This window comes from Microbacterium sp., from assembly GCF_035554235.1.
Lineage (GTDB): Bacteria > Actinomycetota > Actinomycetes > Actinomycetales > Microbacteriaceae > Microbacterium.
The window spans coordinates 1-13,882 of sequence record NZ_DATMIO010000014.1; the positions used below are offsets into that span (position 1 = coordinate 1).

The window sequence follows — 13,882 nt, forward strand, 5'->3', positions numbered from 1 at the left end:
CGGAGAGACCCGCGAGTCCGCCGGCGATGACCCAGACGACGCGCACCACGAAGTCGACGTCGATGCCGGACGCCGCGGCCAGCGAGGCGTTGTCGGAGATCGCCCGGGTCGCCTTTCCGATGCGCGAGTACAGCAGCCACATGGCGAACGCGACGATCACCGTGACGGAGATCGCGAGCGAGACCATGTCGATGACGCTCAGCTGCACGACGCCGAACAGCGGGATCTTCGGCTCGGCCGAGAAGGGCAGCTGGCTCGTGCCGCCGCCGATGAAGAACTGGAAGGTGTAGCGCAGGGCGAGCGAGAGGCCGATGCTGACGATCATCAGCTGCACGACGCCCACGCCCTTTCGGCGGAGGGGTCGCCACAGGATCATGTCGAGCACGAGGCCCAGGCCCGCGCTCAGGATCACCGCCAGCGGAAAGCCGACCCAGACCGGCAGGGCGAGGGATGCCGGACCCACGAGCACCAGAGCGGCGATGGCGCCGAAGGTGACCATCTCGCCGTGGGCGAAGTTCGAGATGCCGGTGGTGCCGAAGACGAGCGAGAGGCCGACGGCCGCGAGCGCGAGCATGAGGCCGAAGCTGAGGCCCTGCACGATGCGCTGCACGAACTGGTCGAAGAAGCTCGTGACGTTGCGCTCGCCCTCGCCGATGAAGAAGTTCACCGTGACGCGGCCGCCGGCGCCCATCGTGACTTCCTTCACATTGGGGGTGTCATCCCCCTCCGCGACCACCGCGATGCCTTCCGGCAGGGTGGACTCGTCGAGGGTGACGGTGTACTCCTCGTCGCGCTCGGGGACACCGACGCGCCACTGGCCGTTCTCGTCGGTCTCGACCTCCTGCTCGCCGCCGGGTCCGTCGATGACGAGGATGACGCCCGCGAGGGGTTCCCCGTCCAGCTGGACGTTGCCGCTGATGCGGTAGGGATCGTCCTCGGCCGCGTTCGCCGGTGCGGCGGATAGTGTGATGACCCCGAAGAGGGCCGCCACGACGGCAAGGAAAACCACGGCGATTCGGGCGATACGTCCCGGTGTCGGCGTGGCCAGGTGGGTAGGGGATCTCACGAAACCTCCAGTTGAGATACCACGACCGGGCGCGGGTCTCGCATCGGCCATGAGGGAGACTTTATGAGCGTAGTGTGTCGCCGATGTTTCGACGGCATGGCTGTCGGCAACAGGTGCGGAATCGTGAGAATCCCTATACGCACGCGCGGGAATGAACGGCGGGCGTGTCGCGCTTAGACTTCTATATCGGCGGACTCGCCCCCGCGGCTCCGCAGCCGACTTTCCTCGCACGCGCGCGCGACCCGAAAAAGGACACAGCATGGAGCAGCCCGATCCGTTCGGCTTCGTCGGACTCACCTACGACGACGTCCTCCTCCTGCCCGGGCACACCGACGTCATCCCGAGTGAGGCCGACACCTCCTCGCGCGTGACGCGCCGCATCACGGTCGCCACGCCGCTCCTCTCGAGCGCGATGGACACCGTCACCGAGGCCCGCATGGCCATCGCGATCGCGCGCGAGGGCGGCCTCGGCATCCTGCATCGCAATCTCTCCATCGAGGAGCAGGCGTCGCAGGTCGACCGCGTCAAGCGCAGCGAATCGGGCATGATCTCGAACCCGATCACGACGACGCCCGACGCGACGATCGAAGAGGTCGACGCGCTCTGCTCGCAGTACCGCATCTCGGGGCTCCCGGTCGTCGGGCCCGACGGCATCCTGATCGGCATCATCACGAACCGCGACATGCGCTTCGTCTCGGGCTTCGAGCGCCAGACGACCCTCGTCAGGGATGTCATGACGACCGAGGGCCTGATCACGGCCCCCGTCGGCATCGGCGCGAACGATGTCATCGCGACCTTCGCCAAGCATCGCGTCGAGAAGCTGCCCCTCATCGATGAGGAGGGCAAGCTCGCCGGTCTCATCACGATCAAGGACTTCGACAAGAGCGAGAAGTACCCCCTCGCCACGAAGGACGACCAGGGCCGGCTGCGCGTCGGCGCCGCCATCGGCTTCTTCGGCGACGCGTGGGAGCGCGCCGAGGCGCTGCGCGATGCGGGCGTCGATGTCCTCGTCGTCGACACGGCCAACGGGCAGTCCGCCGGCGTCATCGACATCGTGCGCCGCCTCAAGGCCGATCCCTCGTTCGAGCACATCGACGTCGTGGGCGGCAACGTGGCGACCCGTGAGGGCGCGCAGGCGCTGATCGACGCGGGTGTGGATGCCGTCAAGGTCGGCGTCGGTCCGGGTTCGATCTGCACGACGCGCGTCGTCGCGGGTGTCGGCGTGCCCCAGGTCACGGCCGTGTACGAGGCATCCATCGCGGCCCGCGCCGCCGGCATCCCGGTGATCGCCGACGGCGGTCTGCAGTACTCGGGCGACATCGCGAAGGCCCTCGTGGCCGGTGCCGACTCGGTGATGCTCGGTTCGCTGCTCGCCGGCACCGACGAGTCGCCGGGCGAGATCGTCTTCCAGGGCGGCAAGCAGTTCAAGCAGTACCGCGGCATGGGATCGCTGGGCGCCCTGCAGACCCGCGGCAAGAAGACGTCGTACTCGAAGGACCGCTACTTCCAGGCCGACGTGCCGAGCGACGACAAGCTCATCCCCGAGGGCATCGAGGGACAGGTGGCCTACCGGGGGCCCGTCTCGGCCGTCGCGTATCAGCTCGTCGGGGGACTCCGGCAGTCGATGTTCTATGTCGGCGCGCGTACGATCGACGAGCTCAAGGTCAAGGGCCGCTTCGTGCGGATCACCCCGGCGGGCCTCAAGGAATCGCACCCGCACGACGTGCAGATCGTCGTCGAGGCGCCGAACTACAAGCGCTGACGCGGCCGCGCCCCGCTGTCCGCTCTCGTGGGCCCGCTCGTGTGGGCCCGCTCGTGTGGGCCCACGCTAGCCTGGGCGCATGATTCGGCGGCGGCATCCATCGGCGACCCTTTCGACGACGCGCACGGAGGCTTTCACCGACGGCGTCTTCGCGATCGCGGCGACCCTGCTCGTGCTCGACCTCACGACACACTCGCTCGGGGAGGTGTCCTCGGATGCCGAGCTGTGGTCGGCGCTCGGCGACATGTGGGGGCTGTTCCTCAACTTCGCCCTGAGCTTCGTGCTGCTGTGCCTGCTCTGGATGACGCACGTGCGGCAGTTCGAGCACATCGCCCGGGTCGACGGCATGATGATCTGGCTCAACAACGCGCGGCTGCTTTTCATCGTGCTCGTGCCCTTCAGCACCGGAACAGTCACGGAGTATTCGGACTTCTACGCCGGCCGCCTCATCCTGCCGATCAACTTCTTCTTCGCGATCCTCTTCAGCTGGCTGCAGTGGAGATGGGCGGTCGCGCATCGAGCGGAGATGATGCCCGATCTCTCCGACGCGGATGCCGTCGCCTACGGGCGCGGCGCGCTGAGCGCCCTCCTGCTTTCCCTGGTGGTGCTCGCCCTCGCGCCGTGGATCGGATCCATCGCCTTCACGGTGTTCCTGCTCGACGGCATCCTCACGCGCGCGCTCCGCGGCAAGGGCTCCTGACCCCCCTCGATACTGCGCGAAACTTCACTTGCGCACCTTCGGAGGGCGTGTGAAGGTGCGCAAGTGAAGTCTCGCGCAGAGGGGGAGGGGCGGCGTACCGTGGAGGGCATGTGCCGGAACATCCATACCCTCCACAACTTCGAGCCCGCCGCCAGCTCCGACGAGGTGCACGCGGCCGCCCTCCAGTACGTCCGCAAGATCGCGGGCACGACCAAGCCGTCGAAGGCCAACCAGGAGGCATTCGACCGCGCGGTGCACGAGATCGCGCACATCACCCAGCACCTGCTCGACGACCTCGTGGCGGTGGCTCCGCCGAAGAACCGCGAGGCCGAGGCGGCGAAGGCGCGCGCCCGCGCGATCGCGTCGGGTCGCTACTCTGCGGCGTAGAAGACCGTTACGGCCTCGTCCGCCAGGCGCAGCAGGCGTTCGGGGCGATGGTGGGGGCTACGTGGTCGCCCTCTCGGGCGGTCTCGTCGTCGGTCGCAGAATCGCCACCGGGATGGTGCGACCGGCCTTGGCGGCGTAGCGGCGGACGCCCGGCACGCGCGCCAGGACCAGGTCGTTCCACACCGCCTCGCGCTCCGCGCCGGCGTACTCCTCCGCCGTCGCGAAGAACCGGCGCTCAAGAATCTGCACCTCGGCCCCTCCCGCGGCACGAAGATTGCGGAACCAATGCGGGTCTCGCCGCGCACCCGATGCCGTGCCCCAGACGACATAGCCTCCATCGCTCTCGAGGAACGCGACGCACGTCGAGCGCGGCTCGCCCGAGTGCCGTCCGGGAGTCGTGAGCAGAAGGACCTTCGGCGCCGAGCGACTGGTCATGGCGCGCCCGTTCGTGCGCCGATAGGACCAGACCCCGATGCGGGCGCCGGCGCGCCGGAACGACCCTCTGAGTGACATGGCTGCCTCCCGCCCCGATTGTCCCACCGCACATCCCCGGCGGCTACGGCCGCGTCGTGGCATCTCCGGCGCTCGGGATGCCGCATCCCCGTCAGGCCCCGACGAGCTCGCGCTCTTCCGGCGCGGGCGCCACCGTCGATGAGCGCCCGGCCGGCAGCCAGAGCGCCGTCACCATCGCGGCGAACAGCACCGCCGCGCCCGTCAGGATGGCCGGCCGGGCCGCATCGACGTACAGGTCGGGGCGGAGCTCGCCGCCCGCGCCGACGAAGATCGCCGTCATGACAGCGGTGCCGAGGGCGATGCCGACCTCGCGCACCGTGGAGTTGACCCCCGACGCCTTCGCGTGATCGAGCAGCCCCAGGCTCGCCAGCAGCGCCGTGGCCGACGGGGCGAAGACCAGCCCCATGCCGACGCCGGCGAGGATGAAGGGGGCCACCAGCGAGCCGTACTGGATGTCGGCCGACATCGTGACGCCGAGCCACAGCAGCGCCGCGCCCTGCAGGAACAGCCCCGTCACCATCAGGGCCCTGGTGCCGATGCGCGGCCCGAAGATGCCCGCCAGCGGCGCCACCACCATGGGGGCGAGGGTCCACGGCATCGTCTGCACGGCGGCCTCGAGCGGCGACGCGCCCTGCACGACCTGCAAGAACTGGATGAGGATGAAGATCGAGCCGAAGGTGCCGAAGCTGAAGGCGAAGCCCAGGATGTTCGTGACCGAGAACGACCGATCGCGGAAGAGGCGCAGCGGGATCAGCGGCGCGCTCGCCCGCGTCTGCCAGAACAGGAACGCGACGACGAACGCGGCGCCGAGCGCGAGTTCGCCCACCACGCTCGGCGAATCCCAGCCGTCGTCGTTGCCGCGGACGATTCCGTGCACGAGCGCCAGCACGCCGAGCCCGGCCAGCAGTGCGCCGAAGACATCGATGCGCACGCGCGCCCCGAAGTCGTTGTTGAGGGCGAAGAGCGCGAGCGGGATCGCGATGACCGCCACCGGCACGTTCAGCCAGAAGATCGCCTGCCAGTTCCAGCCCTCCATGATCGCCCCGCCGACGAGCGGGCCGACCGCCACGCCCAGGCCCGAGACGCCGCCCCAGATGCCGATCGCCAGCGGTCGTCGTTCGGTGGCCACCCCGCCCGAAATCAGAGCGAGCGAGAGTGGCAGCACCCCCGCGGCCCCGAACCCCTGCAGGGCGCGGGCGGCGATGAGCTGGGTGGGATCCGTGCTGAGGGCCGCGAAGACCGAGCCGAGACCGAAGATCGCGATGCCCACGAGGAAGATCGTGCGGCGGCCGAAGCGGTCGCCCAGCGCTGAGGCGATGAGGATGGCGCCGGCGAATGCGAGGGTGTAGGCGTTCATGAACCACTGCAGCTCTTCGACCTCGGCGCCGAGCTGGGTGTGCAGCACGGGGAGGGCGTTTGTCATGACGAGGTTGTCGAGCGTCGCCATGAACATCGGAATGGATGCCGCCGCGACGACGAGCCCGAAGGGCCGGTGCCGCGCCGTGGCGAGCAGATCAGTGGCGGTCATGAGAACCCTTTCGAGGAATTTGTAATCGAATGATAACTACGACACCGCCGACTGTAGTAATCGACTGATAACATGTCAAGCGTGAACAGGAAACAAGCCGACGAAGCCGTCGTCACCTCCGAGTCCGCGCGACGGATGAGCTCCGTCGAGCGTCGCGAGCAGATCATCGCGGCGGCCGTCGCCGTCTTCGGCGCCCGGGGTTACGTCGGCACCACCACCGACGAGGTCGCGCGCGCGGCATCCGTCAGCCAGCCCTACGTCGTGCGCCTCTTCGGAACCAAGGAGAAGCTGTTCCTCGCCGCGCTCGATGACTGTCTCGCCCGCCTGCTCGCGGCCTTCCGGGCGGTCCCGCCGATCACCGACCTGCAGGAGCGGACCGAGACGATGGGCCAGGCCTATCTCCGGCTGCTGGAGGTGCGGGGGCTGCATCAGCTGCTCTCTCAGGCGTTCCTGCTCGGCGCGCATCCCGTGATCGGCCCGGCGGCGCGCGAGGGATTCGCGACGGTGTGGCGATACCTTCGCGAGGCCGGGTTCGGCGCCGAAGACGCGCAGAAGTTCCTGGCCGCGGGGATGCTCATCAACACGATGATCGGATTGCGCCTCACTGAGGAGTACGGCTCGGACTCGGGCATGACAGAGCTGTTCGACGAGTGCTTCCCGGTCAGCATCCAGATGGTGCTGGATGCCGCGCCCCGCGTCGACGAACCCTGGTGAATCCGGTGCCCGAGAACGCACCCGATAGGCTGAACCCGTGACCATGGAGATCGAGCTCGGGCGCGGAAAGCGCGCGCGCCGGGCCTACACATTCGACGACATCGCCGTCGTGCCCTCGCGCCGAACGCGCAACCCCGAAGATGTGTCGACGGCCTGGTCGATCGACGCGTTCCCCTTCGTCATCCCGGTGCTGGGCGCCCCGATGGACTCGGTCGTGAGCCCCCAGACCGCGATCATGCTGGGTCAGCTCGGCGGCCTCGGAGTGCTCGACCTCGAGGGTCTGTGGACGCGCTACGACGACCCCGAGCCGCTGCTCGCCGAGATCGCGTCGCTCCCGGACGGCGCCGCCACGGGTCGAATGCAGCAGCTCTACGCCAAGCCCATCAAGCCCGAACTCGTCACGCAGCGCCTCGCCGAGATCCGCGCCGCGGGCGTCACGGTCGCCGGTGCGCTCACGCCTCAGCGGACGCAAGACCTCTACGAGACCGTGGTCGCGGCCGGCGTCGACCTCTTCGTCATCCGCGGCACGACCGTCTCGGCCGAGCACGTGTCATCGGTCGCCGCGCCCCTGAACCTCAAGAAGTTCATCTACGACCTCGACGTGCCCGTCATCGTGGGTGGCGCGTCGACGTACACCGCCGCGCTGCACCTCATGCGCACCGGCGCGGCGGGCGTGCTCGTCGGCTTCGGCGGGGGAGCGGCGTCGACGACGCGCGCGACCCTCGGCATCCACGCACCGATGGCCACCGCCCTCGCCGACGTCGCCGGCGCTCGCCGCGACTACCTCGACGAGTCGGGCGGCCGCTACGTGCACGTCATCGCGGATGGCGGGGTCGGCACCTCCGGCGACATGGTGAAGGCGCTCGCGATGGGGGCGGATGCCGTCATGCTCGGCGTCGCGCTCGCCCGGGCGACCGATGCCCCCGGTCGCGGATACCACTGGGGACCCGAGGCCCACCACCCGAAGCTTCCGCGCGGCCGCCGTGTGCGGGTCGAGCAGGTCGCGAACCTCGAAGAGGTGCTCTACGGGCCCGCGCCGGTCGCCGACGGCACGGCGAACCTCATCGGGGCGCTGCGCAAGTCGATGGCCACGACGGGGTACTCCGACCTCAAGGAGTTCCAGCGCGTCGATGTCGTGGTTGCGCCCTACATCGCAGGGTGAGCTCTTCCGTGACCGGCCCCTCGACGGCATCGACCGAACCGCCGCCGTTCCCGCCGACCCTGCGGGAGGTCATGCTCCGCCCGCAGTGGCTGCTCATGCTGGCGCTGTGCCTCGTCGTGGCGGGCGTCTTCGCGTGGCTCGGCCAATGGCAGCTCGCACGCGCGATCGACACGTCGCCGCCGCCGGCAGGCATCACCGAAGAGGTGCGGCCGATCTCGGAGGTCGTCGAACCCGGCGCCTATCTCGAGGAGCCCCTCGTGGGGCAGCGCGTCGAGGTCAGCGGCACGTGGGTGCCCGGTGATTTCATCGTCGTCTCGTCGCGCTTCAACGACCGGGTCGAGGGCTATTGGGTGACCGGCCAGCTGCGGGTGTCGGAGGAATCGACTGGACGCGGCGACCAGCCCGTGTCGCTCGCCGTCGCGGTGGGCTGGGCGCCGACGCGCGAGGCGGCCGAGGCCGCGGCATCCGCTCTCGAGAAGGCCGGCGGCGGCACGATCGAGCTCACCGGCCGCGTGATCTCCGACGAGGGCCCGGTCGTGCCCCCGCGCGGCGCCGATCCCCAGGAGCTCACCCGCATGTCGCCCGCGGCCCTGCTGGGCCGGTGGCACGACATCGACGGCCTCGACGTGTATCGGCCGTACCTCACGGCATCCGACCCCCTCGCCGGTCTCGAGCAGATCTCGTCGCCCGCCCCCGAAGAGGGTTCGAACGTGAACTGGCTCAACATCTTCTACGCCGCGGAGTGGGCGGTCTTCGCGGGCTTCGCGTTCTACCTCTGGTACCGCCTCGCCCGCGACGCGTGGGAGAAGGAGCTCGAAGACCTCGAGGAGACCCCGGCATCGTGACGCCGGACGGGCCCGACCGGCGCCGCGGGTAGACTGGCGGCATGCCTTCGGCCCCCAAACTCGCCACATTTCCGGCCATCCGAGGCGCGCTGAAGTTCTACCAGGTGTGCTCCATCATCACGGGCGTCGGCCTGCTGCTGCTGTGCACCGAGATGGTGCTGAAGTACACGCCCCTGCACGTCGAGGTCTTCCTCGGCGGCTCCGGCGGCTTCCTGTGGCTCGCCCCCGTGGTCGAAGGCCCCGAGGGGCTGCAATCGACCGGCGACGGCGTCAACCTCTCGCTCGGCATCCTGATCGTGCACGGCTGGTTCTACGTCGTCTACCTCTTCGCGTGTTTCCGCGTGTGGAGCCTCATGCGCTGGCAGTTCTGGCGCTTCCTCCTTCTGGCCTCGGGCGGCATCGTCCCGTTCCTCTCGTTCTTCCTCGAGGCGCGCACCGCCCGAGACGTCACCCGCTACCTCGCCGAACGCGAAGCGGCGGAGGCGCCCCCGACCCACCCCGAGCCCGCCACGGAAGGCACCCGTTGACCGAGCAGACCGAAACGTCCCAGCGGCCCGTCCTCGTCGTCGACTTCGGCGCCCAGTACGCCCAGCTCATCGCGCGCCGCGTGCGCGAGGCCGGCGTGTACAGCGAGATCGTGCCGCACACGGCCAGCGCCGACGACATCGCCGCGAAGAACCCCGTGGGCATCATCCTCTCCGGCGGGCCGTCGTCGGTGTACGAGCCGGGCGCGCCCGCGCTCGATCCGGGCGTGTTCGACCTCGGGGTCCCCACCCTCGGCATCTGCTACGGCTTCCAGGTGATGGCCCAGGCGCTCGGCGGCGAAGTGGCGAACACCGGGCTGCGCGAATACGGGGCGACGGATGCCGCGCTCAGCGGCGACGGAGGCGTGCTGCTTTCCGGTCAGCCGGCGGCGCAGAACGTGTGGATGAGCCACGGCGACCAGGTGTCGAAGGCCCCCGAGGGCTTCGATGTGCTGGCGTCGACATCCGCCACCCCCGTCGCCGCCTTCGGCAGCGACGAGCGCCGCTTCTACGGCGTGCAGTGGCACCCGGAGGTGAAGCACACCGATCACGGCCAGCGGGTCATCGAGAACTTCCTGCACAAGGCCGCCGGTCTTCCGGCCGACTGGAACAGCGGCAACGTCATCGCCGAGCAGGTCGGCCGCATCCGCGAGCAGATCGGGTCGGGACGGGTCATCTGCGGCCTGTCGGGCGGCGTCGACTCCGCGGTGGCGGCTGCCCTCGTGCACGAGGCCGTCGGCGACCAGCTCGTCTGCATCTTCGTCGACCACGGACTGCTCAGGAAGGGGGAGCGCGAGCAGGTCGAGCAGGACTACGTCGCCTCGACCGGCGTGCGCCTCGTGACGATCGACGCCCGCGAGCAGTTCCTGAACGCGCTCGCCGGCGTGAGCGACCCCGAGCAGAAGCGCAAGATCATCGGGCGCGAGTTCATCCGCTCGTTCGAGGCCGCCGAGCGCGACCTCCTCGCAGAGGCCGAGGCCGACGGCGAGCCGATCCGCTTTCTCGTGCAGGGCACGCTCTACCCGGATGTCGTCGAATCGGGCGGCGGCGCGGGCACCGCGAACATCAAGTCGCACCACAACGTGGGCGGCCTTCCCGAAGACCTGCAGTTCGAGCTCGTCGAGCCGCTGCGCACCCTCTTCAAAGACGAGGTGCGCGCGATCGGCCGCGAACTCGGCCTGCCCGAGGTGATCGTCGGCCGGCAGCCGTTCCCGGGTCCCGGCCTCGGCATCCGGATCGTCGGTGAAGTCACCGCCGACCGCCTCGCGATTCTGCAGGATGCCGACGCCATCGCCCGCGAAGAGCTGACCAAGGCGGGGCTCGACGCTGAGATCTGGCAGTGCCCGGTCGTGCTGCTCGCCGACGTCCGTTCGGTGGGAGTGCAGGGCGACGGCCGCACCTACGGCCACCCCATCGTGCTCCGTCCCGTGTCGTCGGAAGACGCGATGACCGCGGACTGGACGCGCCTGCCGTACGGCGTGCTCGCGCGCATCTCGAACCGCATCACGAACGAGGTGCGCGACGTCAACCGGGTTGTTCTCGACGTGACGTCGAAGCCGCCCGCGACCATCGAGTGGGAGTGATCCGCCCCGCGTCTTGACGGGGAGCGGAGCGGCTTCGCGGGTGTCGCCGGCGGGGTGCTGCTGAACGGGCGCTCCTGGCGGCAGCGCAGTTGAGGCGGAGCCGCTGTGGGCGGAGCCGCTGACGGCGGATCGGGGCACGCGCACCGCCCGTCCGGAGCAGGCTGGGGTCATGACTGACGACGGCAAGGCTCCCCTGTTCGGCGTGGAGGCGCGACGGGCGCTGTACCACCAGCGCGTGCTCGTGCTCGACGGGCCGCTCGATGACGACAACGGCACCCTGATCGCGACCCAGCTGCTGGCGCTCGCGGCCGAGGACGAGGCATCCGATATCGCCCTCTGGATCCACTCGCCCGGCGGCTCGGTGCCGTCGATGCTCGCGATCCGCGACGTCATGCGGCTCGTCCCCTGCGATGTGTCGACGCTCGCGCTCGGGCTCGCGTGCAGCGCCGGCCAGTTCCTGCTCTCGGCCGGCGCGCCCGGCAAGCGCAAGGCGCTGCCCCACGCGCGCATCCTGATGCACCAGGGATCGTCCGGCATCGGCGGCAGCGCGGTGGAGGTCGAGGTGCAGGCCGATGACCTCCGGCACATGCGCGACACCGTGCTGGGGCTCATCTCGACAGACACGGGTCAGCCCGTCGAGCGGATCTTCGAGGATTCGCTGCACGACCGCTGGTACACGGCCGGCCAGGCGCTGGAGTACGGGTTCATCGACGGGATCGTGTCGCGGTTCGACGAGGTCGTGCCGCGGCGCCGATCGCACCTCGGTCTCGGCCTCGAACGCAGAGCGGAGGCGGCATGAGCGGCTACACGATCCCGAACGTGATCGCCCAGCATCCGCGGGGCGAGCGGATCATGGATGTCTTTTCCCACCTGCTCTCGGAGCGGGTCGTCTACCTCGGCACGGCGATCGACGCGGGGGTCGCGAACGCCCTTATCGCGCAGCTGCTGCACCTCGATGCCGAAGGCTCGGACCGCGACATCCAGCTCTACGTCAATTGCGAGGGCGGCGACCCCAGTGCCATGCTCGCGGTGTACGACACGATGCAGTTCATCAAGGCCGATGTCGCCACCACGTGCGTCGGACAGGCGATCGGCGTCGGAGCCGTGATGCTCGCCGCCGGTGCGCGCGGCAAGCGCTCGGCGTTGCCGCACGCGCGAGTCGTGCTGCATCAGCCGCAGGCGCAGAGCCGCGGCGCCATCCCCGACCTCATCCTGCACGCCGACGAGCTCGTGCGCGTGCGCGAGGAGATCGAACTCATCCTCGCCCGGCACACCGGACACACGACGGCGGCGCTTCGCGCGGACACCGATCGCGACCGGGTCTTCACCGCTCCGGCGGCGCGCGACTACGGCCTGATCGACACCGTTCTCGCCGAGCGGGCCGAGGCGGTGGCGGTGGCGCGTGCGTGATTCAGGCTCCGTGGGACTGCTGGGACGGGTCGGCCGCGGAAATCCGCGGGTCGAGGCACCCGGGGAGTCGGCGGAGCCTGAATCCGGTACGGCTGCTGCGGGCGAGGGAGGCGCGGGTCAGGGCTGTTGGGTACGGCTGTTGCGGGTCAGGGCTGTGCGGGTTAGAGCTGCTGCGGGCTACGTGCTCCCCGGCCAGGCCTTTCCGGCCCACGGGTCGTAGTCGGCGAGGAGCGGGCCCTGCGCGGGCCGGTCGCCCTCGGGCACGTGCTGCAGGTTGACCCGCACGCGGTACCAGAGCGAGCTGCTGCCGCGCATACCGTCGACGAGCACGTCGGCCGGATGCAGCAGGGCGACGACGTCCGGATGCTGCGCCTTCCAGGTCTCGAGAGCCTCGAGCGCCTCGGGCTTCGTCTTCGTGCGGGCGACCTCGATGAGGGGCATCGCCGACACCCGGCGTCCCGAGCCGTCGCCGCCGTTCGCCGAGCGCGGGGCCTTCTCGGCGGGTCCGAGCTCGTCGGCGAGGGCGAGCAGGGCGTCGAGCGATCCGACGGCGTCGTCGATTCCCGCATGGGCGTCGCCGCGCTCGGCGAACCGCTCCTGCACGGTCGCGACGGTGAACTCCTCGGGGCGGCACACGCGCAGCTCGTCCCAGGCCAGGGGCATCGAGACCCGGGCGTCGGGGAGGGGGCGCACCGAGTAGGCGGATGCCACCGTGCGGTCCTTCGCGTTCTGGTTGAAGTCGACGAACACGCTCTCGCCGCGCTCCTCCTTCCACCAGCGGGCGGTGGCAAGCCCCGGGGCGCGGTTCTCGACCTCGCGGGCGAAGGTCTCCGCGGCGAGCCGCACCTGCTTGTAGTCCCGGTCGGGCGCGATGCGCACGAGGATGTGGATGCCGCGCGAGCCGGATGTCTTCGGCCAGCCGATCAGGCCGTGGTCATCGAGCACCTCGCGCGCGACGAACGCGACGTCGACGAGCTGCGACCATTCCACGCCGGGCATCGGGTCGAGATCGATGCGCAGCTCGTCGGGATGGTCGAGGTCTTCGGCCCGTACGGGATGCGGGTTGAGGTCGAGGCAGCCGAGGTTGATGACCCACGCGAGGCCCGCGGCATCCCGGATCACCGCTTCTTCGGCCGACGTGCCGCGCGCGTAGTGCAGGGTGGCGGTGTCGATGAAGTCGGGGTGATTCTCGGGGACCCGCTTCTGGAAGAACGCCTCGTGGTCGATGCCCTTGACGAAGCGCTTGAGCACCATCGGCCGGCCGGCTGCGCCTCGCAGTGCACCGTCGGCGACCGCGAGGTAGTAGCGCACAAGGTCGAGCTTCGTCACTCCCGGCTGCGGGAAGACCACCTTCTCGGGGCTGCTGACGCGCACCTCGCGGCCATCGATCTCGAGGAACTCGCCGGCGCTCTTGGATGGGCTCACCCCGCCCACGCTAGCCGCGCCATCGCGCGGGGGCCAGGGTTATGCGGCGAGGCGGAATGACACGGAGCCGACGGCCGGGCGCTGTTCCGTGCGTGCCCGCAGGTCGTCGACGACCCCTGCCGTGAGGTCGATGAGCCCGATCCCGAGGGCGCCGGCGATCGCCGCGATCATCTCGCTCGAGGGCTCTTTGAGACCGCGCTCGACCTCCGAGAGGTATTGGGGTGACAGGCCCGCGCGCGCGGACGTGTCGGCGAGGCGCTCCC

General features: G+C 69.9%; 15 protein-coding genes. 10 read left to right on the forward strand and 5 right to left on the reverse strand.

Annotated features, from left to right (window positions below):
• On the reverse strand, positions 1-1,009 hold a 1,009-nt coding region (locus VNT50_RS00700; protein ID WP_325483189.1), incomplete at its 3' end, for a branched-chain amino acid ABC transporter permease.
• Positions 1,010-1,325: 316 nt separating this feature from the next.
• Between VNT50_RS00700 and guaB the strand changes: the two genes are divergently transcribed.
• From guaB to VNT50_RS00715, 3 genes are all read left to right on the forward strand, one after another.
• Positions 1,326-2,828 carry an IMP dehydrogenase gene (gene guaB / locus VNT50_RS00705; RefSeq protein WP_325483190.1) on the forward strand — a complete coding sequence of 501 codons (1,503 nt, stop codon included), beginning with the start codon at positions 1,326-1,328 and terminating at the stop codon, positions 2,826-2,828.
• Positions 2,829-2,907: 79 nt separating this feature from the next.
• On the forward strand, positions 2,908-3,528 hold the full coding sequence (locus tag VNT50_RS00710; RefSeq protein WP_325483191.1) for a TMEM175 family protein: 621 nt from the start codon (positions 2,908-2,910) through the stop codon (positions 3,526-3,528).
• 108 nt (positions 3,529-3,636) lie between these two features.
• A complete protein-coding gene (locus VNT50_RS00715; protein ID WP_325483201.1) occupies positions 3,637-3,915 on the forward strand; it encodes a DUF2277 domain-containing protein in 279 nt (92 codons plus the stop codon).
• A 57-nt stretch (positions 3,916-3,972) separates the two neighbouring features.
• On the opposite strand, the gene VNT50_RS00720 is transcribed toward VNT50_RS00715, so the two are convergent.
• Complete coding sequence (locus tag VNT50_RS00720; RefSeq protein ID WP_325483192.1) at positions 3,973-4,491, reverse strand: nitroreductase/quinone reductase family protein; 519 nt, start codon at positions 4,489-4,491, stop codon at positions 3,973-3,975.
• Positions 4,492-4,519: 28 nt separating this feature from the next.
• Positions 4,520-5,956, reverse strand: a complete 1,437-nt coding sequence (locus VNT50_RS00725) for an MFS transporter (RefSeq protein WP_325483193.1) — start codon at positions 5,954-5,956, stop codon at positions 4,520-4,522.
• A gap of 81 nt (positions 5,957-6,037) precedes the next feature.
• Here VNT50_RS00725 and VNT50_RS00730 point away from each other — a divergent pair, with 81 nt between their 5' ends.
• The 7 genes from VNT50_RS00730 (at position 6,038) to VNT50_RS00760 (ending at position 12,194) form a co-directional block, all read left to right on the forward strand.
• The gene (locus VNT50_RS00730) at positions 6,038-6,670 is read left to right on the forward strand and encodes a TetR/AcrR family transcriptional regulator (RefSeq protein WP_325483194.1); all 633 of its coding nucleotides are present in this window, start codon (positions 6,038-6,040) and stop codon (positions 6,668-6,670) included.
• Between the two features lie 43 nt (positions 6,671-6,713).
• Complete coding sequence (locus VNT50_RS00735; protein WP_325483202.1) at positions 6,714-7,832, forward strand: GuaB3 family IMP dehydrogenase-related protein; 1,119 nt, start codon at positions 6,714-6,716, stop codon at positions 7,830-7,832.
• Positions 7,833-7,903: 71 nt separating this feature from the next.
• On the forward strand, positions 7,904-8,677 hold the full coding sequence (locus VNT50_RS00740) for an SURF1 family protein (protein ID WP_325483203.1): 774 nt from the start codon (positions 7,904-7,906) through the stop codon (positions 8,675-8,677).
• A gap of 41 nt (positions 8,678-8,718) precedes the next feature.
• A complete protein-coding gene (locus VNT50_RS00745) occupies positions 8,719-9,204 on the forward strand; it encodes a DUF3817 domain-containing protein (protein WP_325483195.1) in 486 nt (161 codons plus the stop codon).
• Positions 9,201-10,784, forward strand: coding sequence for a glutamine-hydrolyzing GMP synthase (guaA, locus tag VNT50_RS00750; RefSeq protein ID WP_325483196.1), 1,584 nt, complete (start codon positions 9,201-9,203; stop codon positions 10,782-10,784). Before VNT50_RS00745 ends, guaA begins: the two co-directional genes overlap by 4 nt.
• Before the next feature lie 169 nt (positions 10,785-10,953).
• A complete protein-coding gene (locus VNT50_RS00755; protein WP_325483197.1) occupies positions 10,954-11,583 on the forward strand; it encodes a ClpP family protease in 630 nt (209 codons plus the stop codon).
• Positions 11,580-12,194, forward strand: coding sequence for a ClpP family protease (locus VNT50_RS00760; protein WP_325483198.1), 615 nt, complete (start codon positions 11,580-11,582; stop codon positions 12,192-12,194). Before VNT50_RS00755 ends, VNT50_RS00760 begins: the two co-directional genes overlap by 4 nt.
• Positions 12,195-12,371: 177 nt before the next feature.
• Here VNT50_RS00760 and ligD read toward each other — a convergent pair whose 3' ends face one another.
• Together ligD and VNT50_RS00770 are read right to left on the reverse strand one after the other, a co-directional pair.
• Entirely contained in the window at positions 12,372-13,619 is a 1,248-nt protein-coding gene (gene ligD / locus VNT50_RS00765) for a non-homologous end-joining DNA ligase (RefSeq protein WP_325483199.1), read from the reverse strand.
• 39 nt (positions 13,620-13,658) lie between these two features.
• Positions 13,659-13,882 (reverse strand): helix-turn-helix domain-containing protein (locus VNT50_RS00770; protein WP_325483200.1); only part of this gene is annotated, 224 nt, incomplete at its 5' end.